Genomic DNA, 22,867 nt, shown 5'->3' on the forward strand with positions numbered 1-22,867 from the left:
AGACCTGACGGGCACTTTGCCTGCAGGTCTTTCTTTACGAGTTATCTAACATACTTCAAGGTAGAGCTTTGTGCCGTCGTTATACTGGAAAATAGCGACATCACGCACCATTTCAACAGATTTGATTCTTCTCCACTTTTTGCGGAAGTCAAAATCGAGTTCTAGTTCGTACAATTTATGATGAAGCAGATCTATGGATGCCGATTGTTCATTAGGGTAGTAGACTGGGACAGAACGACTTTTAAAGGTAACGATTTTCATCATTTCCTATAACACCTCCGATCAATTTCCTCCATTCTAACGTAAATATTTTAGCCCCTTATGAATATGTGGTCAGAATTTTGTTTACTTTATTTACACTTTTCTAACATGTTCGACAATTACTGCACATGCTTGAGAGGTGTAGCAGCTGCAATCTCATGTATGAAAGCCATAGAAAAACTGGCGGAATGATCAACTGAATGATAGCTTACGAAATATTTCCTTAAAGCTTTCGCTGCTGGTTGCATAATAAACGATTGCGATGAGCGTCAAGTGAAGCGGATAAAAGCTGCGCCAAACGAAGCGCGGTACTTTGATGGTTTCGAGGCTGCGCATGAAATCAGGCACATAGACCATAAGAATAGTAGCAAATATGCTAAAGGGCTGTATGAACCATTCCTTTATAAAGATGCTTACCACTTCCAAGGAGAAGTGAAACACAACAAAGGATTGATTTTGAGCATAGCGATAAATGAGTACGAGCAGTGCAGCATATGCGCCATAGCTGAAGGGCATAAACTCGAGAAGTCCAGCGAGTGAAAGGCAAAGCAGAACTTGCAGAAGCGGCTTGCCGTTCCATTTATCTAGAAGGCGCAGAAGCAGCAGGCAGACGAATAAAGTGCCTACCGTATTGACTTCAAGCCGGTAAAAAGCAAATTGATAAGGCAGCTGTGATAAAAGCGCGATCCATGCTACCCGTTTCAGATAACGATCCAGATTGCTCGTTCGGTAATAACCGAGGACAATAGCGAGCGCATAGAAGGGGAGTGCCAGCCGTCCAATGATTCTCCAAATGACGTTCTCAGGGAACCACAACAGACCAATATGATCAATAAGCATAGTAAGCATAGCCAAAACTTGAATCGCAATCACCTTCGTTCCCTCGCCTTTTGTTTAGTATAACATAGGAAAACGAGGGAATAGGAGCAGGAAGACCTCCAAGCCGCTTTGCGCGCATAAGGAGGTCTTCCTTGAAGCATGACTTGATTATAGTCCAGCGTTTTTTTGCAGCCGACGGGCAATTTCAATAAAATCCTCTTGCGAGATGCCTGGCGCAAACTCTTCTGGAAGCTCGCTCAAATCAGGCATAGGTGCGCCTTGCGGTGCGCCCTGAATGACCTCAAGCTCAGCGCCGGTAAGCGGATTTTGTCCATTCCAAATGAGGACAATATCCTTGTAGTCGTTCTGGCTGAATGTGTACAGCTTGTTGCCAAGCCCCATTGCTTCGTATTTTCGAGCCGTTTCGAAGCTGTTGTTGCTAAGGTCGGGAATAGGGATAAGCTTCTTCACATCAACACCCGTTGCGATTTCGAGCGCTTTGGCATAGGCAAGGACATGGACGCCGCCGCGAACGAGCAAATAGCCAATCATTGCCCTTGCTGTAGGATGATCCGTCATCTCAAATACTCGCATTTTATGCGTTCGTGCTCCGCACTCCAAGAAAAAATTATGCAGCAGATCAAGCACGAGATTGCCGCTGCTAAATACATTATCACCAGTCCATGCGCGTCCCATCGAATCACCTGGCAGCGAGGTTTGACCGGTTTGTATAAAAAAATAGCTGTTGCGCTTATTTATGCCTTCCTTTAGTGGAGCAGAATTTGGATCACCGGGACTTGTTGTCCCTGTTAACACCATATTAATAGCTGTCGAAACAAGCTCCACATGGCCAAATTCCTCTGCTGTTATGCTGGATACTAGGTCGTAGAACGGTTTAAGCTTCTTTTTCTCGCGGAAATTAAAGGACTGATACATGTAGTTGTTTAAGGTGGACATTTCACCAAATTTTCCTCCAAGCAGCTCTTGCACTGCTGCCGCGGCGTTCGCATCCGCGTAAGGTGATGGCGGGAGTTCTATTTGAAGCCGATTTATCCGTTCAATCATGAGTCTACTCCCCTCATTTCATCGACGTTTCATTCTATGCATATGTATGACAGCTTTCGCAGTCATAGACCGTCGATGTCAAAAGGGACATGCTTTTGTCGAATGTATCAAAGCCTAACTTGATACTTAGAGCAGTGTGATGACAAGAAGCTCATACAGAACGAGTGGCAGCACCGCATTGTACGGGTTCATGAAAGCGCGCGGGTCTCGCATCGTACATTGCAAATAAAGAATGCAATGATCGATATGCATAAGCTTGCCTTCAAATACATGTCCATCGATGGTCTGGACGCAAACGTATTTATGCATATGTCCGCCGCACATGTTCATAATCCTATCGCGTACCTCCATCACCATTGCCGTGTGCTGCGCTTCGGCTTCATAGATCACTGGAGCGGGTTTCTCCATGCCTGCCATGTTGCTCATATTGGGCATTCCGCCCATGCCTGCGTTTTGCATGTTGCTCATATTGGGCATTCCGCCCATACTGCCTGCGTTTTGCATGTTGCTCATATTAGGTATGCCACCCATACTGCCAACGTTTGGCATATTGCCCATATTGCTCATATTGGACATGTTGCCCATATTGCCTGCTTTCGGCATACTGCCCATGTTGCTCATATTGGACATGCTGCCCACATTCCCTGTATTCGGCATACTGCTCATGGTGTTCATGTTTGGCATGCTGCCCGCGTTCCCAGCGTTCGGCATATTGCTCATGCTCCCCAAGTTGCCGGGGTTTGGCACATTGCCCATATTGCCGATATTGCCCATGCTCATCATATTTTCTGCCAAGCCAAAGACCTCCATTCGTATGGTATGTCATATAGGTATGCAGGAAGCGAGCGGGTCATACAACAACGGAAGGTTAAATTCAACATATGGAGGGCGATACTCGTCCATGCAACTCTCTTAAATTTACATAGAATAGAGTATGTTCGAGAGGGAGGTGGAGTAATATGTCTGCTAAATCAATACTGAAAGTTAGCAATGTGAAAGCGGCTCGTAAAACAAGCAAAACAAATAGCCGAGCTCGGATCTCTTCTGAGTGCATAAGCCCAGTGGAGCAAAAAAGCTGCGGCCGCAGAGAAGACCCGGCAGTTGAAGCGATGCAAGAAGCAGGAGCTGAGTTAAGTGATATTTTTAAACAGTTGAAGGATGAGCGCACTGCTGCAAAACTTGTGAGAGCGATACGATGTCGTGATGCAAGAGCCGTTCAAAACTTAATCGATTGCCATTGCCGTGTAGTTAACTTCTTCTGCACACGCGACAAGGACTGTGTAAGAATTTTCTGTGCGTTCGGAAGAAATCATGATGTAACCGTCTCATTTGATATTTGCGTCAAAAGAGAAGTAGATGAATGCCGTCGTCATTTTTGGTAATTTCAATTTAATAGGAAGGGCTGTCAATATTCTATGTTGGCAGTCCTTTTTGTTATTTAAAAAGGAGGCATATCACAGGAGTTGTATGGGCTGCATACGTTATAGGAGTGAGAGACGAGAATCATGTATAAGTTTGGAGGGAAAGAGGATGCCGCGAATACCTAATTTTCCGCAAGCGTTGTTAGATGAGCACCGCGTATGGCATCATACGAATCATTTGGTTCCGGGAACGATACCGCCGCCGGGTTATGGCGATCGGTTTCTGAAATTTCATCGAGATTTTATTAATAGGGTATACAGCTGGCATGATTCGATGGGTTATGACCGCAGCTGGATTGCTGGCTGGAACCAAGTGCCTGAGGAGATCAGGCGTTCCTCCTGCTTTAATCCAGGCGCAGAGCAGCGAGTACAGAACAATCCGCGTTCATTCGCTACAGCCGATCAGCTGGGCAGCTTTATTGAGTACAATCTTCACGGGTGTTTTCATGAAATGGCGGCGAGGTTGTACAATCAGCCCGAGCTGAATGATTTTGACCTAGCGCCGCGCAATACCGAATTTTATAATATCCATGGCTTAATCGACCAGTGGTATAGCAATTGGGAGCGAACAATGGGCGTTCGCGATCCCGCTAGCAAAAGCAGGGCATCCCTTAAGTACAACCGCGCAGAGACTGAAGTACGCTCGTATAATAAGAAAACTCGCGAGGCACGAATTGCTTCGCCGAAACGGAGCGATGGACAATCGTCAGCTGCTCGTTCTGATCGCCGAGCTCAACACCTGACGCAGAAACCGCAGATAAAGAGCCTTCAAACAATGCAATCAGCTCATCTAGATCAGCCTCATAAACGCCGGCCACTTCTTCAGGCTGCAGCAGAAGTTCTGTCAAAGGCAACTCGCACACAAGGCCAAAAACGTCACTGACCTCACGGTCGATAAAGGGTTTTCCATTTACTTCACCGCTAACATTTTCCCTGATTTGCCCGAGGGGTATGAGCTGTTCGAATGAGGCGGAAACCCCTAGTTCTTCCTCAAGCTCACGAATGGCCTCGCGAATCGTTTCGCCAGCACTCAAATGACCGGCCGCCGTGATATCATAGCAGCCCGGATTTGTATCCTTGCCTGCCTGACGCAGCTGAAACCGCACGAACCTGCGGTTTCCTTCGCGGCGCGTCAGCCAGCAATGGAAGCTGCGGTGCCAATAACCATTCGCATGCGTCTCTGCGCGTGTTGCTGTGCCCAGCGGCCGAAGCTGCTCGTCATAAATGTCAAAGAGCTCATCAGCCATGTGCAGCAGCCTCTAGCTGGGATGTGCAGTGCTTGCAGCGCGTAGCCTTCACAGGTATTTTGGACAAGCAGTAAGGGCAATCCTTCTCGGTCACTTCAACAGGTGGAGCTTCCTTCTTCTCATTGCGGCGAAGCACGTTGATTACTTTTACAAGCAGAAAGATACAGAATGCAACGATAATAAAGTCCAGCATTACGTTTATGAATTGGCCATAATTAATGGTAGGCAGCAAGGTTTCATCAATCTTATCTTTGCTACTAGCGGCGACTTTGGCGGCATGTTCTTTGGTATAGAGAGGGATTTTTAAATCCTTAAAATCGACTCCTCCCAAAACCACGCCGATCGGCGGCATAATCACATCGTTAACCAGAGAAGTTACGATTTTACCAAAAGCTCCTCCGATAATGACCCCGACCGCTAGATCGATGACATTGCCTCTCATTGCAAACTCTTTAAACTCTTTAATGATTTTCATTGCTTTTCCTCCTACACATTTTAAGAAGCGGTAATAATGTCTGACGTAAGCCTCGTGCTATTACGAAGCGAAATGATCAAATCTAGCAATGCCTATTAGACTATTATCGCCTGTTTCTACTAAGGTCATTCTAACATAATAGCCGAAGATGAGCAGAAGAGAAACTCACTCTCGATTTCTTACAAAAAATTGAAATATTGCCGGGACAAAGAGAGGTTTTTAAAGGATTTTGTCGAATTTTACTATTTGAAAGCAAATTAATGGTTATTTAAGGAGTTCTATGAGCGACCTAGTTATAGAGGGAAATTGGTTTTATTTAGTTTTATCGCTCTTCATCATGTGTTTTGCATCCTATACGATGCTGAAAATGATTGAAAAGCCTCTGCCAAAAGAACAGACACACGGCATCAATTGGATCATTGGCGGTGCTGCCGTATTTGGACTTGGCCTATGGACGATGCATGTTGTTTTATTGCTTGCATCCCATTATAGATTGGTCATGAATTGGAGCATGCTCCCTATAGTATTCGCATGTGTCATTATCATTTATGTCTCATTAGTTGTTATGCAAAAGAAAAATCTCTCATCGGTACGCATTTTATTCGGCGCTCTATTAATGGCTTTTGGAGCGACTATGCTTCATTACCTGTCGATGCTTTCCGAATCGGTCATCATCCTAAAAATGGACTGGCTGCTATATTGGATTTCGTTTGGAGTCAACTTTATTGGCGCATATTTGGCTTTTTATTGGCTGGAAACAAAGGGGTTAAGGTATAAGATAAAAAGCTGCTTATCACTCGGATTGTCTAATATAGTCGTTCATCAAGTTGGCATGCACGCGCTGCAGGTTGATTATAGCGATGTTTTATCTACAGATCTTCTAAACCAATATTTGCTGATTCTTGCATCTTTACTTGGTTTATCTACTTTATTTATCCTCAGCTTCAGTCTTACCACCTGGTTTGCATCCAACAAATATACTCAAATGAATGAGCGTTATAAACTTCTAGTGGAGAACTCCATAGATACGATAGCTTTAATAAGCGACGGCAAATGGGAATTTATGAACCGTGCTGGCTTGCGTTTATTCGAAGTAGATTCAGCGGATAAAATAATCGGTTCAAATATTTATAACTTATTGGCCGAACCCTATCATAATGAATTGGAAGCATGGCTCACGGCAGGTCAAGCAGGAGATGATGCGCCCAATAAGCCAATCGAGCTGCAATGGATGTCCACTCAAGGGACGCTGCTTCATACAGAAATGGTAAGGGTGAGCTCTACCTTTTCGGGTAAACAAATTGAACAAGTCATTATTCGGGATATTTCTGAGAGGAAGAAGAATGAGGAGCTGCTCATTAATTCTGAGAAGCTTTATGTTGCAGGTCAATTAGCGGCGGGCATTGCACATGAAATCCGAAATCCGCTTACCTCGTTAAAAGGGTTTATGCAGCTGCTTTCGTCGGGCCGGGGCAATATCAACCATTTTTACGACATTATGAAAACAGAGCTCATCCGTATCGAGTCAATCGTCAGCGAGCTACTTATGCTCTCCAAGCCGCAGGTTTATGAATTTGTGCATAAAGATTGCCGTCAATTAATGGCGGACACGGTTAATTTACTGGAAACACAAGCTATTTTGCACAATGTGATCATTGAATTCCATTCTGACTATCGCCCATTGTGGGTATACGGCGTTGAGAATCAATTAAAGCAAGCGTTTATTAACGTGCTTAAAAATGCGATAGAAGCGATGCATAATGGTGGCATCGTCATGATTAATATGTCCCTTGATCCTGATCGCGGAGTATTGATACGCATTAAAGATGAAGGATCAGGCATGCCTGCGGAGCAGCTGTCGAAGATTGGTCAACCCTTTTATACAACAAAGGATAAAGGGACCGGACTTGGATTAATGGTCACTTTCAAAATTATTAATAATCATCAGGGACAAATTACGGCCGAAAGCAAGCTAGGAGTCGGGACGACCTTCATCATCCAATTGCCGTATATGGAGCAGCCGAATTTGCCGATGGATCAGAAGCAGAGCGAGCTAGGCCAATCAGATGATTCAGACCATTAGAGACGGGTTCACACCATTCATAATCAACGATTTTTCACGCGCCGAAGGATGAGTTTTTGAATTTGAAACTTAATTTTGAAGACATCGTAATACGGTTATGCAGTTCGGAATGAAGATAATATGAGTGGAGGTCGGTTTGATGTTTAATCGTTTTTTGGCAAGCATCGGTATTGGCTCAGCAAAGATTGATACACTATTAGAAAAAGCACGTTATGCACCAGGTGAAGAGGTTCGAGGTATCGTCAAAATGCAAGGCGGCAACGTAGAGCAGCGAATTGAAACGATACAGCTATCGGTCATGACAGAATATATACGTGAGAGCAATGACAGTAAAATAACGCAGCAGGGAGTGGTCGGACGTTATCACGTGAGCGCTCCCTTCACATTGCAGGCAAATGAAAGTCGCGAGGTGCCTTTCTCCTTTCAGCTGCCTCATCAAACACCGCTTACAATTGGCCGCGCGCCAGTATGGGTGAAGACGGAATTAGACGTTCGCGGAGGCGTCGATCCCGGTGATAATGACCGAATCGAAGTTGTTCCGACTCACGCCATGAACACGGTGCTGGATGCGCTGAATGTGCTCGGCTTCCGGTTGCGCAAGGCAGAATGCGAGTACTCTTCCCGTCTTGGCGGCAAAATGCCATTTATTCAAGAGCTGGAATTTGTACCGACCTCGCAGTTCCGAGGCCAGCTTGATGAGCTGGAAGTGATGTTCTATCCATCGGATCGCGAGCTTGAGCTGGTGCTCCAAATCGACCGGCGCGCACGCGGTTTATCATCCTTTTTTGCAGAGGCTATGGATATGGATGAGACATTTGTTCGGGCTCGCTTCACGAATGAGCAGCTGTCAGCAGGGCCGAACGCAATTGCGCAGCAATTGTCTGGTATCATAGCGCGCTATATTTAATTTTTATAAATAAAACAAGCTCGGGAGCGCTCCTGCAGGGGCGTTTCGGAGCTTTTTTGCTGCTTGCAGCGCCGTTATAAATGAATAACGGATGCAAGTAGTGATCGAATCGGTTTTTTCGGTATAATAACTGGAGGAGGGGATTAATTTGGCAGAACCGCTTAAGGCTATGTACGATGGATTATTTTTGGAGAAATTTGTGGGTTTGCTGAAGTCAGCATGGAGTCCTTTTGACGCCGTTCTTTTCGCAGAGCGTGTAAGGGATGGTGACTGGGAGCAATTAGAGTTAAAGGCTCGAACTCGAAAAATAACAGAAGCGCTGGGTGCTACATTACCGCAGGCATATGATAAAGCGCTGGCTGTTTTATATCAAATAGATGAAAAATGCACAGGGCTGCCTTTTATCATATTTCCGGACTTCGTCGAGGTGTTTGGACTGGAGCCGCAAAACTGGGAGCTGTCTTTGGACGCGCTGGAGCGCTTTACGAAATACTCGACCTCAGAATTTGCAATAAGAGCATTCATTCTTGCCGATCCACAGCGTATGGCTAAACAAATGCTTGTATGGGCAGATCATCCGAATGAGCACGTACGGCGGCTTGCGAGCGAAGGCATAAGACCTCGTCTGCCGTGGGCGCAGGCGCTGCCGCTCTTTAAGCGAGACCCATCGCCGATTGTTCCGATTTTGGAGAAGCTGAAATGTGATGATTCCCTTTATGTGCGCAAGAGCGTAGCTAACAACTTGAATGATATTGCCAAAGATCATCCCGAGCTTGTCATATCGCTTGCGCAGGCTTGGATCGGCAATGATGCGAAGACCGATTGGATCATTCGTCATGGCTGCCGTACGCTGATTAAGCAATCAAGTCCGCAGATCATGGAATTGTTTGGGTATGCGAAGCACGCATCTGCAGAAGAAGAGGAACACCCGCTTGTTGCTTTTGCTGCAATCGAGGTAGATCCAGAGACGGTTGCTATTGGCGGTGAGGTATCTTTACGCTATCGCGTACAGCTGCGTGAGGGTGAGCCGGCCAAGCTGCGTATCGAATATGGAATTGCATTCGTGAAGTCTGGAGGCAAAACTTCATTGAAACGTTTCCTGCTATCGGATCGCGAGTATGCTGGAGGAGCGTCAGCTTCAAGTGTTCGCACTCATCGTTTTGCTGATCTAACGACGCGCAAGCATTATAGCGGGCTTCATCTTGTGACGCTTTGGGTAAATGGAAGAGAGGTGGCTTCAGCCGAACTTCTGGTGACGGAGGCAGAATCAACATGACGATTGGTGCAAGGGTTTTAAAAACGGGGATGGCAGTTGCATTAGCGATTTACTTGAGCAGCTTGTTCGGCTTCGCTTCCCCGCTTATTGCTGCCGTGGCAGCTATATTTACGATTCAACCTTCTATTTACCGCTCATGGCAGCGTGTAGCGGATCAAGTGCAAACGAATCTGCTGGGTGCTGTAATGGCGATTGTAGCCGTTCGGTTATTCGGTCATACGCCGATTGCGGCTGGTCTTGTATGTATCCTTGTCATTCTCATCAGTATTCGCTTGAAGATGGAGAGCACGATTAGTCTGACGCTGGTTACGGTCGTTGCCATTATGGAAGCGAATGGACAAGGCTGGGACGTGGCAATAGGAAGATTTTTAATGGTGCTAACGGGGATTGGAGCTTCATTTGCGGTTAACGTGCTCGTATTTCCTCCGCGGCCAAGGAAGCAATTTACCGAACAGGTTCATCATGCCTATTCACAGCTTTCTCTGCTGCTTCGCACAGCCATTTCGAATGAGATGAAGGAGCAGGTTTTCCGCCAAGAGAAGAACAAGCTTCACGATACGCTGCACAAGCTGGAGGAACGCCACACCGTATTCGAAGAGGAGCGCAAAGTGCTTGCGAAGACGAAGACGAGCCATGCCCGTCAGCTGCTTGTATCGAAACAAATGATTAAGTCTCTGCAAAAAGGGGCTGATCTGCTCGATGTGGTGGAGGAGCATTATTTTTCCTCCCAAAGTGCCAGTGAGTGGGCGCTGCGCTTCGATCGGCAAATTGAGGATTTATCGAAGTATCACGAGCACATCCTGTTGAAAGCTGAAGGGAAAATGAAGCCTAATGCGCTGATTGAGCCTGAGGAAGAACGAGAAGCGCGGTTTGTGAAGGAATTGACGGCGTATATTTTGGAAGATCCGGACGAGCATAAACGTCTCGTATTTGTCGCTTCGGCATTGTTCGAATATGCCTACCATTTGCGGCGACTGGAGAAGCTGCTCGATCAAGTGACGCAGCGCGAGGAAAACGCGAAGCGCTGTGCTGAAGAAGCCGAGAATGGACCAAAGTCATCATGAACGGATTTAGCTGGTTAGTTTAGCAAATAAAACAAAAACAGCAGGTTAGAACGCCGCTTAAGAGCGTTTTTGCCTGCTGTTTTTCTGCTTATATTACAGCATGCTCAATGTTTACTGATCATCGTCAGTTTTGTTGCTGCCTTCATGACGCCTTGGATGCTGCATATGAGCCTCTGGGTTATTGTCATCATCATGCGGCACCAATCTCGGATCAGTATGCCCCTCATGATGATTATTGAAGAAGAGCTCAACGAGCTGCCACTCGGTTGATCCAAGCATCGGATCTGCTGGGAATACATCTCCGCGTTCGAGCTGCTCTTCACGTCCCCATTCGTTGCGGTAGGTGCCTTTTACTTCAACAGGCTCACCAGATAGAGGATTCATCTCATTATGGTTATTATCATTGCTCATATGGTGTCAACCAACCTTCCTGTCCTTATAATCCGTGCTTCGGCACAGCTGAACGATCGGCATCTGACTGCAGTTCGCTCGCTGACGACTTGCTGGCTAGATTGCGGTCTGCTCGGGATTGCGCCTTGCTTGCTGCCTTCTGTTGATCGGATGGCTGTTTGCCTGACATGTGGTCACCCTCCTCGAGAATCTCATCGTTTTTATATTTTCTTTATCTTCAGAAGAAGATCCTCAACAGTGTGCCACAAAAGGATGAAATGTATGAGTACAGGTGGAAGAACAGGAGCAATCTATAATAACTGGAGTCCGCATGAGGGGCAAACCGAATCACGTTCAGTGACGATCTCATCGCAAGCGGGACATGGTTCGGAAAATGGTGCTTTAGCAGCAGCGGCATCATGTATGAGCTCGCTTTTGCTTTCTTTTATGGCGGAGGATTGTTCGGGATTCGGACGGAGATGGGCAGGCGTTCCGAAGATCGTCTCCACCATCTCTTTCATGTCCTTAAATTTATCTGAGTCATCTGTAACAATTCGAATGAACATAAACATGCCAGCGAGCAGAGCAAACGCAATGATCAGCACGATCGTCGTAGCCCCAACATCAAACCATGTGAGGAGAGGGAGAGGCGTATGTACAGGCAAGCTAGTCAAGATGGTCCATGTAAACATACTCCATCACCTCACCCATTCAGCTGATAGCGGGATTCGAGACGTTTGCCACCGAACCACATGACCAGAACAGCAGTAATTGAGACAAATATACGCCAAGGCTCATTGACTAAATTGCCAATATCGAAACTAATCAATGAAATGCAAAATATCATAACTGCCTTCCCAAGCAGTGTAGCGAGCATAAAAGTAGGAAATGGCACCTTGCTAAGTCCGGATACGACAGTTATGACGACTGAAGGTGTAAAAGGGAAGCAAGCCAGCAGGAATAGCGGCGTGAAGCCGCGGCGTTCAACCCAATTGAAGAAACGCTGCGACTTTGGAAATCTTCGCTCTAGTTTCCCTTTTACATTGCGTCCGAGCTTTCGGCTGATCCAAAATACGCAGAAGGCACCAGCGCTTACACCGATCCATGAAAAAAGAAAACCAAAGCCGAGGCCGTAAATGTTGGCATTAGCCGCAATGATAAGAATTAATGGGAGGAAAGGGAGAAACGATTCAAGCATGGGAAGCAAAATGCCGGGAAAAGGCCCCCATTGCGAATAGCTTTCCAATGTCCATTGGATTGAATCGAGATCCAAGTGTTTTAAGTATTCAAGCCAGTTGCGCCAATCATCCATAGATCTAACCCCGTTCTACTTGTTTGTAGCTTTTTCATTTGTAGCGAATGCCGGAAATGGGAACCATAAATAAAATAAGCCGATCAATCCAAAGAGGATTGCGCTTGTCCAAAAAACGGATGCTTCTCCGTTCCAAGCAGCGATTAGGCCGCCAGCAGCTGGACCGATCATTACGCCAATGCCTTCAAAGGTGGATAATACGCCCCAGCCAAGCCCTTCTTGATTAGGTGGAACATAGGCAGCCAGCAGCGCATTCCAAACAGGCAAAATAGCAGAATAGGATAATCCAAGAGCAGCCGCTATTAGTAAACAATACCAGAACGAAAGTCCTGATGCCAGCATATATAAACCAAATGCAAACGCTCCAAATCCAGTCACGAGGAACCATTTTTTATTAACCAGCTTATCGGCAAGCTTCCCCATGGGAATGAGTCCGCCTGCAGCAAAAAGTCCTCCGGCCGTTAAAAGAATGGAGTACTGCGTACCTGAGATACCCAGCTCCTGATTCGCGAAGCTTGGTAAAATGGGAACGAGCATGCTTGCGCCTGTCGTCTGCAATATCATCCCCGGCAGAAGCATCTTCATATGGCCGAGTCGTTCCTTCAGAATGACGAGCTGCTTTCGAAATGGCATACGGTTTGATGCAGCAGCCCTTTCTTTGCTCATGAAAAGCGTTAATATGCATGCAGCCACAGACATGCTGACAAGCAGCTTGTACGTAAAAGATACGCTGAAATCGAGCAGAATATTACATACGATCGGACCGCTTCCTAGTCCCACCATCCAAATGGTGTAGAGCGTTCCCATTTGGGTTGCACGCTGCTGCTCGGTTACTTTCGTTAAGCATACGATCCAGATCGGTGACATCCCGATGCCATATAGTGCGGCTGCACCAATGAACATCCATGGCAGCTCGGAAAATTGCAGCAAATATATGCCGATCAGCGAAATAATTAAACCTGCTTGAACGACGATTCGCGTTGAGAAACGATCCAGCAAATAGCCAATAGCCATTTTGAGCAGCGTATCGGTTAAATAGTGAGCTGAAATCGCAGCGCCAATTACATCAGGTGATAAACCTAAAGTCTTTGCCCCAAAAATAGGCAGCAAACTAACAAGAACAGCACCTCTTACAAACTCCACAATAAACAAAATAACGGAGATAAGTCGCATCTCCGCTCCAAACCAACTTTTCTGATTTGTAATCACGGGCAAGCCCCTTATCCATTATAAAGTGATTGCTTTCTCCATTATACGCAAGTTGGATAAAATATCCAAAACGATGCTGTCTGCTGCGGTTTGTGAGGCTTGAAGCTGTTTGGTGGATTGTCTGCTATTAGTAAGACGTAATGGATCATGAACGAGTTTCAAAATTTGTTCCGTCAGCTCGTTCACCTCATAGGCAACAACAGCTGCGCCTTTGGACTTAAGATACAATGCATTTTGTTTTTCTTGTCCAGGAACTGGCTTGTAAATGAATATGGGCAGCTCAGCAGCGATTGCTTCTGATAATGTAACGCCACCTGGCTTAGTGATGAGACAATTAGATATAGCCATGAGCTCATGAATAGACTCAATAAACCCGTACACCTGCAGGCGAGAAGCTCCTTCATGCGCTTGAAATTGTTGCTCAATTATATTTTTCATAAAAAGATTATGTCCACATACGAGCGCGATTTGAACCTCAGCGTTTTGCAGCAAGCTGCTGCAAATTTGCGATACATCAGGCAAAACGCCCTGCGCTCCCGCCATGATTAGGACGATAGGTTGATTAGGATTTAGTTTATATCTCTCGTAGAACTCGCTTGAGGCGGCTGTTGCACGGAAGCCGCGTTTGAGCGGAATGCCGCTCACTTGAATTGCCCTCTCCGGTATTCCCAGCGATGAAAGCTCTAATCGGAGATCCTCAGTAGCGACATAATAGCGGTCGACGCTTGGATGAACCCAGCGCCTGTGAAGATCAAAATCGGTAATGACAGCATAGGAGGGGGGATGAACGCTTTTACGTTTCTTAAGCTTCGGCAGAGCAAAGCTGGGGAAAGTATGCACGACGATATCCGGTTGCTCGACTGCAAGAATACGCCTGATTTTTTCTGTACCAAAGGAATGAAGAAGCCCGCCAAATAATGAATCATGCTTCATTAGCCTTGTGAAATCATACACCCAGCCATATAGCGAGGGCATATGCGTATAGCTCTTTAAGTAAAAGCGCTTAGCAAACTCATTTATCCAAGGGTGAGATTCTGCCATGAGATCGACCATTACCGTACGATAATTGCCATGCTCCTCCCAAGCGCTCTTAATCGCACGAGCAACCTGAAGATGGCCTTCTCCATATGAAGCGTACAAAATTAACAATTTCGGCTGCGTTTTTTCCTCGAAACGTATCATAGACACACCTCCTGCCGTTAGTGTAACGAACATTTGTTATGCGATTGTGAACGGCGTTTGGTTACTTTGTGTATTTTTAGTATAATGAATACGCAATCCATCCTATTTCAAAATTGAAGGAGCGATGATTAGAGTGCAATACACGAAACTAGGAAGATCTGGACTTCGAGTTAGCCGTTTATGTTTGGGCACAATGAATTTTGGCGTGGACACAGACGAGAAGGAATCATTTCGTATATTAGACGCAGCTCTAGATGCAGGCATTAATTTTATCGATACCGCTAACATTTACGGTTGGGGCGAGAACGCAGGCCGTACAGAAGAAATTATCGGAAAATGGTTCAAGCAGGGCGACGGACGCCGTGAACGTACGGTGCTGGCTACAAAAGTATACGGCGACATGCATGATAATCATGACGGTCCGAACCGTGAAGCGGGACTTTCCGCATATAAAATTCGCAGACATTTGGAAGGTTCGCTTAAGCGTCTTCAAACGGATCATATCGAGCTGTACCAAATGCATCATGTGGATCGCAGTGCAAATTGGAATGAGCTTTGGGGAGCATTCGAAACAGCAGTAAACCAAGGCAAGGTTGGCTACATAGGCTCAAGTAATTTTGCCGGCTGGGATATTGCAGTTGCGCAAGGCGAAGCGAAGGCAAGAGGATCGATCGGTCTTGTATCTGAGCAGCACAAATATAATTTGTTATGCCGTTTGCCGGAACTGGAGGTATTGCCAGCTTCGAAGGAATTAGGACTTGGCGTTATTCCGTGGAGTCCGCTTGACGGCGGCTTGCTTGCAGGCAATCATCGTCGTAAAGACGGAGGCCGCCGCAGCGGAGATTCGAAACGATTGGATCAGCATCGTGATCAATTAGATGCCTATGCTGCATTTTGTGACGAGCTTGGCGAGCCTGAGGATCTGATTTCACTCGCATGGCTGCTTGCAAATCCGGCAGTAACGGCTCCGATTATCGGTGTCCGCACGCTGGATCAATTCGAGCGCTCGCTTCGCGCAGTTGAAATCTCATTAGATGAATCTGCACTGAAACGTATTGATGAAATATTTCCTGGTCCTGGCGGAGATGCACCGCGCGCCTACGCCTGGTAATGACAAACGCCCCGTATCCATTCATGGATACGGGGCGTATCTTATTCACATCATGCCGATCAAATCAACAAGTTAAACAAAACAGGATCCTTGTTCAGCTCAAGAAATTGAAAGCCCTTCTTGCTCATACGAGCAACGAGCGGATCGTAATCCTCACGGTGAGTAAGCTCGATGCCGACGAGTGCGGGACCGTTGTCTTTGTTTGATTTTTTGGTGTACTCGAATCGTGTAATATCATCATTAGGACCAAGCACGCTGTCGAGAAATTCGCGAAGCGCTCCTGCGCGCTGCGGGAAGCTGACCATAAAGTAATGCTTGTAGCCCTCATAGATGAGAGAACGTTCTTTGATTTCCTGCATCCGATCGACATCATTGTTGCCGCCGCTTACGACACAGACGACCGTCTTGCCTTGAATTTGATCACGATAGGCTTCTAGCGCAGCGATGGGCAGTGCGCCAGCCGGCTCGGCTACGATGGCATTCTCATTATACAAATCGAGCATCGTCGTACACACTTTTCCTTCAGGCACGGAAATAACATCGTCAAGCAGGTCTCTGCATAGCTCAAATGATAAATCACCGATACGTTTAACAGCTGCGCCATCGACGAATTTCTCAATTTGATCAAGGGTAACGACTTCACCTGCATCAAGCGATGCTCTTAGTGATTGCGCGCCTTCCGGCTCCACGCCAATTACCTTTGTTGTCGGGGAGACGATTTTTACATAAGAGGAGACGCCGGCTGCAAGCCCGCCACCGCCGACAGTCACGAATACAAAGTCAGGTACAGTATCCGCGGCTTCCATTAATTCTTGTCCTACCGTTCCGTTTCCTGCGATGATTTTGGGGTCGTCAAAGGGATGTACGAAGGCAAGGCCATTGCGGTTGCTCTCTGCGACTGCTTCGGCATAAGCATCGTCAAAGGTGTCTCCTGTAAGGATGACCTCAACTTGCGATCCGCCAAAAAAGTTAACCTGTGTCACCTTCTGGCGAGGAGTTGTGCTGGGCATATATATTTTGCCGGGGATGCCAAGTGTTTGACACGAGTAGGCTACGCCTTGCGCATGGTTGCCGGCGCTGGCGCAAACCACCCCTTTAGCGAGCGTTTCTGGTGACAGAGAACGCATCATATGGTACGCTCCGCGTATTTTGAAGGAACGAACGATTTGCAGATCCTCTCGTTTTAGAAGAACATGGCATCCAAACCGCTCGGACAGCACACGGTTATGTTGAAGTGGTGTTCGTGTAATGATATCCTTTAAGTGCATTTGAGCTTGAACGATTTCTTCAAGCCCAATACGATGCAGCGGTATAGGATTTGTGTTCATAGGTGACCATCCTCTCGGCATTTTTTTGATCAACAGTAAAAATGATTGGATTCATTATAGCACTATCATTATGAGTTGGCGTAATAGAAATCGTTTATTTGTATAGCAAGGAGAGGATTCACATGGGAAAAACCTTAAAAAGACTTCTGACGAGCTTCATTGTTATTCTGTTGCTGCTTGGCGGCGCACTATGGTGGTTCCTGTCTTACATTGCACCGGATGAGCCGCTGGACATGAGCTACGCGCCGATTGATGTGAAAGAGAAAGCGCTGGATATGGTCAGAAAAATGAAGCTGGAGCTCGTCCTGACGGAATCCGATATTAACCATTTGATCAAAATGAATATGAAAGATGAGCTTGCCATCAGCAGACCGGAATCCGCTGATCAAGAAATGGCGAAGGCTATTCATCTGGATGGGGCAAACTTTGACCTCGAAGAGAACAGGCTGACAGCACAAATGAATATAACCTATAAGAACAAAATTCCTGCAAGACTGGATGCGGTATATTCAATGGACTGGGAGTCTCCAAACATTATTCTTAAACCCCAATCGCTTTCTGTCAAAGCTATTCAGCTGCCGCTAAGTATGCTAGAAACGATCGTCATTCCGCTAGATTTGCCGGCGCAGGATGTTGTAACGGTGAGAGATGTACAGTTCGAGAATAATCAGATAAAAATTCGTTTCAAGCTCCAAATTCAATTAAAGCTGTAATGAACGATGAACCTTGGAAAAGAAAACGACAGATTAAGGACGAATCCTTAATCTGTCGTTTTTCATAATTTCGTTTTTTAAGAGATGCCTAATCCAGCGCTAGCATAGCCAGCTACAAGATTGACAAGTGATACACCAGTAGCTGTAGCAGAGAAGACAAGAAGAAGGCGTGTTCCAGCAGTAACAGGAATAGATAAACCTGGAGTAATGCCGCTGCTAATAGTGCCTAGAGCCAGAACGCCGGTAAGTGGAGGAGCTAATGTTACAACAGCGCCTGGAACTGCAGTAAACGAGTTGTTTGGAGCCGTTGACTGGTAAAGCTGGGCAGTAATAGTTACTGTAGAGCCGACAAGTGAAAGCGCTAATGTTGTACTGAAGTAAGCTGCAAGAGAAGTGATCGTACCATCGCGCGGCACAGAGAAAGCAAAGTTGAGAAGTGTTCCTGCAGCGCCTGTGAGGTCGATTATACCACCAAGTATACTAACGCCTACAGCGGAGGAACCAAAACCTACCAGACTCGAAGTACCTACCAAACCGCCTAATACTGTCGTTAATTCGGTTGGAATGCCTGAAGCAAAAGGAATAATAGCGCCCGCACCATCAATACCAGTAGCACCAGTAGCGCCAGTACCACCAGTAGCACCAGTAGCACCGGTAGCGCCAGTAGCGCCGGTAACGCCAGCAGTACCAGTAGCCCCAGTAACACCCGGATCTCCTGTAACCCCAGTAGCACCGGTAACGCCAGCAGTACCGGTAGCGCCAGTAGCCCCAGTAATACCTGGATCTCCAGTAGCCCCAGTAGCACCGGTAACACCAGCGGTACCAGTAGCGCCAGTCGCTCCTGCAACACCTGGATCTCCAGTAGCCCCAGTCGCTCCAGTAACGCCAGCACCAGTGGCCCCAGTAGCACCAGCAGCACCAGCAGCCCCTGGATCTCCAGTAGCACCAGTCGCTCCTGTAGCTCCTACTCCTGGTCCTGTAGGACCTGCTGGACCAGTAGCACCGGTTACGCCGTTAATACCATTTGCACCAGTAGCGCCAGTCGCTCCCGTAACTCCAACTCCAGTAGCGCCGGTAGAACCCGCTGCCCCTGCAGATCCTGTTGCACCTGTAGGGCCAGCTATTCCTTGAGGCCCTTGAGGACCTTGTGGTCCTTGCGGTCCTCTTCTGCCTTTGTGACCGTCTTCTCCTCGCTCAGCTACGACTTTAACTCTTTGAGATATAATTTTTTTCTTTACAACAATTATTTTGTCATCGTGTTTCTTCCTTCTTGGACTGCAACCTGCAGACGGTTTTCTGACACAACGTTTCTTATAATAATAATGACTCAGCGAAAACACCTCCTTGTTAGATGCCTTATTATACGGCTCTACTCTATCTATTGATTGGGTATCTATCTGCTATGGTCATAGTCCTTCAACTATATTTGCGGATTTGTGTGTTTGTATGGGATGGATGATCGACTACTAAATGATAGAGAAGTAGAAGAGCATGAATGAAGAATAAATGAAGAACAGGATTGACATTATTATTGAGAATGGTTATCATGTATACGAAAGTGATAATCATTATCACTGGATGGTGTTGTTCTTTTACTACTGCCATGAAAGAGTTTGGATAGACATCCCCAATAACGCCTTATAAGAAACGAAACATATTGCATTATTAGTGAATGGATAACGATATAACGATTATTTTTATAGGAGTGAGAGACATGCAGACTGAAACGAGCAAGCCTTGGAATTGGCTGCTCTTTCCCTTCTCGTCCGTTAAAGCAGGAGCTGATAGCTTGTATGCCGCTTCAGTCGGTCACGGGATTTACCAAATCGATGCTGAAGGAGAATGGAAGAAGCTTGATCAAGGCATGGAAGACCAGACTAATGTAAATCGTCTGCAGTTGCAGCATGATTTGCTGCATGCCTGTTCAAGCAGCGGCTTATATGAATGGAACGGAGAAGCATGGGTCAATGATGGCATATTGATTCCTAGTTATCAGTACCGCAAGATCGGTGGAAGCAGCTACGTTGCAACGGAATATGGGCTTTGGTCCAAAGCCAGCTCCAAATGGGAGCAAATAGCATGCCAAGATAAACGTGTATATGATTTTATGAACTTGCCTCAATATTTGATCATTTCGCATGAGAGCGGCATCTCTTTATATGATCGTTTTATGGATGATTGGGCTCATTTTGAGCTGGGTGCAAGTGTAACAAGCTTAGCGGTATTCAGAGGCCACTTAATTGGAACGAGCGATCAGGGCGAGCTGTTTATTGGCGATAAAAAAGGAAGATTTGACCGGATAAGATTCGGTAAACGTTTTATTTTTTCTGTGCAGGCGAAGGGCAATGAGGTTTATGTATGTACGGATCGCGGATTATTCCAGCTTACTTATTTGTGTAATCAAGTAACTCTACTATCCGTTCAACTTGGTTATCCTGTAACAGATATTGATATGCAAGATGGAAATCTGTATCTCGCTACGCTTTTCCAAGGCATTCAAACGATAAATGTCTAACGACAAAAAATAGAAAGCGGAGGAAAGAAGATGCCCAAAATACTTGTGGTGTATGCTAGCATGACCGGAAATACAGAAGAAATGGCCGAGGCGATAGTAGAAGGAGCTAAGGAAGCGGGCGCGGAGGTTGTTTCTAAAGAAGCCTTCGATGCCACCGCGGATGAGCTGAATCATTATGACGCCATTATTATTGGCGCGTACACATGGGGAGACGGTGAGCTGCCGGATGAATTTCTCGATTTCTTCGAAGAAATGGATGGACTTGATCTTAGCGGCAAGAAAGCAGCCGTATTTGGCTCAGGCGATACATCATACCCAATCTATTGCGGCGCTGTAGATACAATTGAAGCGAAGCTGAAGGAGCTCGGCGCAGAAATTGCGGGCGAGTGCATTAAATTTGAATATAACGCGTCTGAGGAAGAGAAAGAGCAAGGAAGAAAATTAGGACGCCAAATTGCGGGTCTTGTAGCGGTAGCCGGATAGTGGAACGAGAAAGGCGGACTTTGTAATGGAGCAGTTGCCAGCGATTTTGAGAGTTGAAGACTATAAGCTAGAAGAGCTGCTGCGTTGTCCCGAACGGTTCGCTCGAAGAAAGTCCGGTCGCAAGCAGGAAAGTGACGTGAATTGGCGGCAGCTTGTTCAATATGCAGCCAGCCACACGGTAAACGACTTTTATCGTCAGTCCAAAGAGACACGCGGAGTAGAAACGATACATACTTCCGTTGAGAATTGGTGGACAAATCGAAATTATAAGTTCCATTCCGATGAGCATTTCTTGCAAATGAAGCAAACCATTAAGGAGCATTTGGCAGCCTTCTTGCTTGGCGGCGGAGCACCGAGTATGCCGATTATATTTTATGAACAAATGACGGCTTATGTAGAGGAGCTCGATTTGGAGATTTCACAAATCTTTCATTTGGTTTCTGCCGAGCAAGAGGCTTCGCTTGATCATTATATTGTTCAAAAGCTAGCAGTAGATACAGATGAAGATGCTCTTAATCTATATTTTCATATGACATCGGTATTTTGTATGAGTGCATTCGAGAAGCTCCCTGACCGAATCGAAGTGTTCTCCCTTTTAAGCGGCAAGCAGGTCGTGTTCGTGCCTGACGAGCAATCGCTTGAGCTTTCTTATGATTATATGTTTTTGGTCAAAAGCTTGCTGCCGGACGTAGATTTCTTTAAGGTTAATCCGGGCTCGGATGATGTACAGCTGGTGATGTGAAATTGCTGCTGAAAATAATACAAAATTTGCAAATCCCCCAAGTCATTTCCGGAAGCGGAATGGTGGGGGATTTCTTTTGTTGTAGACAAATGAAATGGTTTTCAAGTAACATGAGCAGTAGTCATTTTTTGCACATTTACACATGATTATTAATTGCGAAGTTTATTTTACTGTGAAAAAGTAAGCGTATGCTTTTTGAAGCTAGTTTTGCTAGGTAAAATGAGCATAGGCTAGGATGGCAGGCTTTGTTGTGCAAAACTGGATTAATGCTTATGAAGAGAGATTTGCTGAGCAAAACTTATGCTTACGAAGAAGGTTTTGCTATGCAAAACAAAGCTCATGCTTACGAAGTGAGTTTTGCTATGCAAAACTCTAGAAGGAGAGAGATTAGGTTGTCAGAGGAGCTATTACTAACGTTTCGTTCACCACCATTGCCATTTTTCATAGAATCCAACCGTTTGGTTTATCGTGCGGGCGAGGAGCATCCGAATCGGACAAACCTCGGCGTATTTGATTTGTTGTATGTAAACAAGGGAGCACTGCATGTAGCAGAGGATAATCGCAGATGGACGCTCGGTCCTGGAGATGTGCTTATTTTAAGGCCGGACCGCTGGCATTATTCTACACGTCCATGCGAGGAAGAGACCGTGTTTGATTGGATTCATTTTCAAACAGTAGGCGCTTGGGAGGAGACGGTAGGCAATCAAAGCGGATCGCTTAGAGGAGATTACTACACTTATGCCATTCGTCTGCCTAAACAAATGAAGCTTACCTACACGGATGAAGCGAGTCTTATTTTCTCACAATTGCATGAGGCTTCCAAAGGCTCGTCACATGGCGCGTTCTGGGATCGGCAGCAGCGGTTTCTGCATTTGCTTCAAATGCTGGACGAAGGCTGGCGCTCGGATGCGGCTAAAGCTGCCGTATCGGTAGCAGAGCGTGCGGCTGCGTACTTAAAGCTGAATTATCGTTCACCAATCAGCAATACGATGCTGAGCGATGTGCTTCAATTACATACGAATTATATTACTCGCTGCATGAGTGAGGTTTTTGATTGTACGCCGCAGCAATATTTGCTTTATTATAGACTCGATCAAGCAAAGCTGCTGCTTATTAAGACAGATTGGACCATTGCAAAAGTAGCAGAGGAAACAGGCTTCCGGCAGACGCCGCATTTCTCTAGGCTGTTTGCATCCCATACGGGAATGCCTCCTCTTAAATTCCGAAAACGATTTACGATGTAGACGGGCGGATTTTGAAGAGT

General features: G+C 46.1%; 25 protein-coding genes. 11 read left to right on the forward strand and 14 right to left on the reverse strand.

All coding sequences use genetic code 11. From position 1 onward, the window contains the following. Positions 1 to 45: 45 nt before the first annotated feature. The 4 genes from AC0VYE_RS02720 to AC0VYE_RS02735 all read right to left on the reverse strand — a co-directional run bounded on the left by AC0VYE_RS02720 (position 46) and on the right by AC0VYE_RS02735 (position 2,940). Positions 46 to 264 carry a hypothetical protein gene (locus tag AC0VYE_RS02720; RefSeq protein WP_076268411.1) on the reverse strand — a complete coding sequence of 73 codons (219 nt, stop codon included), beginning with the start codon at positions 262 to 264 and terminating at the stop codon, positions 46 to 48. Between the two features lie 189 nt (positions 265 to 453). Continuing rightward, positions 454 to 1,134 carry a TraX family protein gene (locus AC0VYE_RS02725; RefSeq protein ID WP_475445869.1) on the reverse strand — a complete coding sequence of 227 codons (681 nt, stop codon included), beginning with the start codon at positions 1,132 to 1,134 and terminating at the stop codon, positions 454 to 456. Between the two features lie 114 nt (positions 1,135 to 1,248). Then, positions 1,249 to 2,145: a manganese catalase family protein gene (locus tag AC0VYE_RS02730; RefSeq protein ID WP_076268410.1), complete on the reverse strand. Its 897-nt coding sequence runs from the start codon at positions 2,143 to 2,145 to the stop codon at positions 1,249 to 1,251. A 126-nt stretch (positions 2,146 to 2,271) separates the two neighbouring features. After that, entirely contained in the window at positions 2,272 to 2,940 is a 669-nt protein-coding gene (locus tag AC0VYE_RS02735) for a hypothetical protein (protein WP_475445872.1), read from the reverse strand. Positions 2,941 to 3,104: 164 nt separating this feature from the next. Between AC0VYE_RS02735 and AC0VYE_RS02740 the strand changes: the two genes are divergently transcribed. Further along, positions 3,105 to 3,527: a hypothetical protein gene (locus AC0VYE_RS02740; RefSeq protein WP_475445874.1), complete on the forward strand. Its 423-nt coding sequence runs from the start codon at positions 3,105 to 3,107 to the stop codon at positions 3,525 to 3,527. 650 nt (positions 3,528 to 4,177) lie between these two features. On the opposite strand, the gene AC0VYE_RS02745 is transcribed toward AC0VYE_RS02740, so the two are convergent. Both AC0VYE_RS02745 and mscL read right to left on the reverse strand, forming a co-directional pair. Further along, complete coding sequence (locus AC0VYE_RS02745; RefSeq protein ID WP_475445876.1) at positions 4,178 to 4,813, reverse strand: NUDIX hydrolase; 636 nt, start codon at positions 4,811 to 4,813, stop codon at positions 4,178 to 4,180. Further along, positions 4,806 to 5,288 carry a large-conductance mechanosensitive channel protein MscL gene (gene mscL, locus AC0VYE_RS02750; RefSeq protein WP_076268407.1) on the reverse strand — a complete coding sequence of 161 codons (483 nt, stop codon included), beginning with the start codon at positions 5,286 to 5,288 and terminating at the stop codon, positions 4,806 to 4,808. Before mscL ends, AC0VYE_RS02745 begins: the two co-directional genes overlap by 8 nt. 280 nt (positions 5,289 to 5,568) lie before the next feature. Between mscL and AC0VYE_RS02755 the strand changes: the two genes are divergently transcribed. The 4 genes from AC0VYE_RS02755 (at position 5,569) to AC0VYE_RS02770 (ending at position 10,618) form a co-directional block, all read left to right on the forward strand. After that, positions 5,569 to 7,371, forward strand: coding sequence for an ATP-binding protein (locus tag AC0VYE_RS02755; RefSeq protein ID WP_475445878.1), 1,803 nt, complete (start codon positions 5,569 to 5,571; stop codon positions 7,369 to 7,371). A 139-nt stretch (positions 7,372 to 7,510) separates the two neighbouring features. Further along, entirely contained in the window at positions 7,511 to 8,278 is a 768-nt protein-coding gene (locus AC0VYE_RS02760; protein WP_076268405.1) for a sporulation protein, read from the forward strand. A gap of 148 nt (positions 8,279 to 8,426) precedes the next feature. Beyond that, a complete protein-coding gene (locus AC0VYE_RS02765; RefSeq protein WP_475445881.1) occupies positions 8,427 to 9,554 on the forward strand; it encodes a DNA alkylation repair protein in 1,128 nt (375 codons plus the stop codon). Continuing rightward, entirely contained in the window at positions 9,551 to 10,618 is a 1,068-nt protein-coding gene (locus tag AC0VYE_RS02770; RefSeq protein WP_441908227.1) for an FUSC family protein, read from the forward strand. The genes AC0VYE_RS02765 and AC0VYE_RS02770 overlap by 4 nt, the downstream gene beginning before the upstream one ends. Before the next feature lie 111 nt (positions 10,619 to 10,729). On the opposite strand, the gene AC0VYE_RS02775 is transcribed toward AC0VYE_RS02770, so the two are convergent. From AC0VYE_RS02775 to AC0VYE_RS02800, 6 genes are all read right to left on the reverse strand, one after another. Continuing rightward, entirely contained in the window at positions 10,730 to 11,029 is a 300-nt protein-coding gene (locus AC0VYE_RS02775) for a transposase (protein WP_076268402.1), read from the reverse strand. Between the two features lie 25 nt (positions 11,030 to 11,054). Then, positions 11,055 to 11,198 (reverse strand): hypothetical protein, encoded by a 144-nt coding sequence (locus tag AC0VYE_RS02780; protein WP_179089810.1) that lies wholly within the window; start codon positions 11,196 to 11,198, stop codon positions 11,055 to 11,057. 121 nt (positions 11,199 to 11,319) lie between these two features. After that, the gene (locus AC0VYE_RS02785) at positions 11,320 to 11,700 is read right to left on the reverse strand and encodes a zinc ribbon domain-containing protein (protein ID WP_475445884.1); all 381 of its coding nucleotides are present in this window, start codon (positions 11,698 to 11,700) and stop codon (positions 11,320 to 11,322) included. An 11-nt stretch (positions 11,701 to 11,711) separates the two neighbouring features. Beyond that, positions 11,712 to 12,320, reverse strand: a complete 609-nt coding sequence (locus AC0VYE_RS02790) for a TVP38/TMEM64 family protein (RefSeq protein ID WP_076268400.1) — start codon at positions 12,318 to 12,320, stop codon at positions 11,712 to 11,714. Between the two features lie 15 nt (positions 12,321 to 12,335). Next, a complete protein-coding gene (locus tag AC0VYE_RS02795) occupies positions 12,336 to 13,529 on the reverse strand; it encodes an MFS transporter (protein WP_475445886.1) in 1,194 nt (397 codons plus the stop codon). 18 nt (positions 13,530 to 13,547) lie between these two features. After that, complete coding sequence (locus tag AC0VYE_RS02800; protein ID WP_475445888.1) at positions 13,548 to 14,711, reverse strand: MGDG synthase family glycosyltransferase; 1,164 nt, start codon at positions 14,709 to 14,711, stop codon at positions 13,548 to 13,550. 133 nt (positions 14,712 to 14,844) lie between these two features. Here AC0VYE_RS02800 and AC0VYE_RS02805 point away from each other — a divergent pair, with 133 nt between their 5' ends. Further along, on the forward strand, positions 14,845 to 15,822 hold the full coding sequence (locus tag AC0VYE_RS02805) for an aldo/keto reductase (protein ID WP_475445890.1): 978 nt from the start codon (positions 14,845 to 14,847) through the stop codon (positions 15,820 to 15,822). Between the two features lie 59 nt (positions 15,823 to 15,881). Here AC0VYE_RS02805 and ilvA read toward each other — a convergent pair whose 3' ends face one another. Continuing rightward, on the reverse strand, positions 15,882 to 17,150 hold the full coding sequence (gene ilvA / locus AC0VYE_RS02810) for a threonine ammonia-lyase IlvA (protein ID WP_076268397.1): 1,269 nt from the start codon (positions 17,148 to 17,150) through the stop codon (positions 15,882 to 15,884). A 122-nt stretch (positions 17,151 to 17,272) separates the two neighbouring features. Here ilvA and AC0VYE_RS02815 point away from each other — a divergent pair, with 122 nt between their 5' ends. Beyond that, the gene (locus AC0VYE_RS02815) at positions 17,273 to 17,863 is read left to right on the forward strand and encodes a hypothetical protein (protein ID WP_076268396.1); all 591 of its coding nucleotides are present in this window, start codon (positions 17,273 to 17,275) and stop codon (positions 17,861 to 17,863) included. A 77-nt stretch (positions 17,864 to 17,940) separates the two neighbouring features. Here the strand turns inward: AC0VYE_RS02815 and AC0VYE_RS02820 are convergent, their stop codons facing one another. Beyond that, on the reverse strand, positions 17,941 to 19,203 hold the full coding sequence (locus AC0VYE_RS02820) for an exosporium glycoprotein BclB-related protein (RefSeq protein ID WP_475445892.1): 1,263 nt from the start codon (positions 19,201 to 19,203) through the stop codon (positions 17,941 to 17,943). Between the two features lie 374 nt (positions 19,204 to 19,577). Here AC0VYE_RS02820 and AC0VYE_RS02825 point away from each other — a divergent pair, with 374 nt between their 5' ends. The 4 genes from AC0VYE_RS02825 to AC0VYE_RS02840 all read left to right on the forward strand — a co-directional run bounded on the left by AC0VYE_RS02825 (position 19,578) and on the right by AC0VYE_RS02840 (position 22,847). After that, positions 19,578 to 20,378 (forward strand): hypothetical protein, encoded by an 801-nt coding sequence (locus tag AC0VYE_RS02825; protein WP_076268394.1) that lies wholly within the window; start codon positions 19,578 to 19,580, stop codon positions 20,376 to 20,378. Between the two features lie 30 nt (positions 20,379 to 20,408). Continuing rightward, complete coding sequence (locus AC0VYE_RS02830) at positions 20,409 to 20,861, forward strand: flavodoxin (RefSeq protein WP_076268393.1); 453 nt, start codon at positions 20,409 to 20,411, stop codon at positions 20,859 to 20,861. Positions 20,862 to 20,886: 25 nt separating this feature from the next. Then, on the forward strand, positions 20,887 to 21,603 hold the full coding sequence (locus tag AC0VYE_RS02835) for a hypothetical protein (RefSeq protein WP_076268392.1): 717 nt from the start codon (positions 20,887 to 20,889) through the stop codon (positions 21,601 to 21,603). Between the two features lie 392 nt (positions 21,604 to 21,995). Next, positions 21,996 to 22,847 carry an AraC family transcriptional regulator gene (locus tag AC0VYE_RS02840; protein WP_076268619.1) on the forward strand — a complete coding sequence of 284 codons (852 nt, stop codon included), beginning with the start codon at positions 21,996 to 21,998 and terminating at the stop codon, positions 22,845 to 22,847. Positions 22,848 to 22,867 lie beyond the last annotated feature (20 nt).

The sequence above is a fragment of the Pristimantibacillus sp. Z349TD_6 genome, from assembly GCF_056173205.1.

Coding starts and splice junctions, on each gene's coding strand:
- AC0VYE_RS02815 (WP_076268396.1), top strand. CDS start 17,273: ATGGGAAAAACCTTAAAAAGACTTCTGACGAGCTTCATTGTTATTCTG.
- AC0VYE_RS02730 (WP_076268410.1), bottom strand. CDS start 2,145: ATGATTGAACGGATAAATCGGCTTCAAATAGAACTCCCGCCATCACCT.
- AC0VYE_RS02755 (WP_475445878.1), top strand. CDS start 5,569: ATGAGCGACCTAGTTATAGAGGGAAATTGGTTTTATTTAGTTTTATCG.
- AC0VYE_RS02775 (WP_076268402.1), bottom strand. CDS start 11,029: ATGAGCAATGATAATAACCATAATGAGATGAATCCTCTATCTGGTGAG.
- AC0VYE_RS02780 (WP_179089810.1), bottom strand. CDS start 11,198: ATGTCAGGCAAACAGCCATCCGATCAACAGAAGGCAGCAAGCAAGGCG.
- AC0VYE_RS02720 (WP_076268411.1), bottom strand. CDS start 264: ATGATGAAAATCGTTACCTTTAAAAGTCGTTCTGTCCCAGTCTACTAC.
- AC0VYE_RS02835 (WP_076268392.1), top strand. CDS start 20,887: ATGGAGCAGTTGCCAGCGATTTTGAGAGTTGAAGACTATAAGCTAGAA.
- AC0VYE_RS02760 (WP_076268405.1), top strand. CDS start 7,511: ATGTTTAATCGTTTTTTGGCAAGCATCGGTATTGGCTCAGCAAAGATT.
- AC0VYE_RS02790 (WP_076268400.1), bottom strand. CDS start 12,320: ATGGATGATTGGCGCAACTGGCTTGAATACTTAAAACACTTGGATCTC.
- AC0VYE_RS02785 (WP_475445884.1), bottom strand. CDS start 11,700: ATGTTTACATGGACCATCTTGACTAGCTTGCCTGTACATACGCCTCTC.
- AC0VYE_RS02830 (WP_076268393.1), top strand. CDS start 20,409: ATGCCCAAAATACTTGTGGTGTATGCTAGCATGACCGGAAATACAGAA.
- AC0VYE_RS02770 (WP_441908227.1), top strand. CDS start 9,551: ATGACGATTGGTGCAAGGGTTTTAAAAACGGGGATGGCAGTTGCATTA.
- AC0VYE_RS02745 (WP_475445876.1), bottom strand. CDS start 4,813: ATGGCTGATGAGCTCTTTGACATTTATGACGAGCAGCTTCGGCCGCTG.
- mscL (WP_076268407.1), bottom strand. CDS start 5,288: ATGAAAATCATTAAAGAGTTTAAAGAGTTTGCAATGAGAGGCAATGTC.
- AC0VYE_RS02800 (WP_475445888.1), bottom strand. CDS start 14,711: ATGATACGTTTCGAGGAAAAAACGCAGCCGAAATTGTTAATTTTGTAC.
- ilvA (WP_076268397.1), bottom strand. CDS start 17,150: ATGAACACAAATCCTATACCGCTGCATCGTATTGGGCTTGAAGAAATC.
- AC0VYE_RS02740 (WP_475445874.1), top strand. CDS start 3,105: ATGTCTGCTAAATCAATACTGAAAGTTAGCAATGTGAAAGCGGCTCGT.
- AC0VYE_RS02825 (WP_076268394.1), top strand. CDS start 19,578: ATGCAGACTGAAACGAGCAAGCCTTGGAATTGGCTGCTCTTTCCCTTC.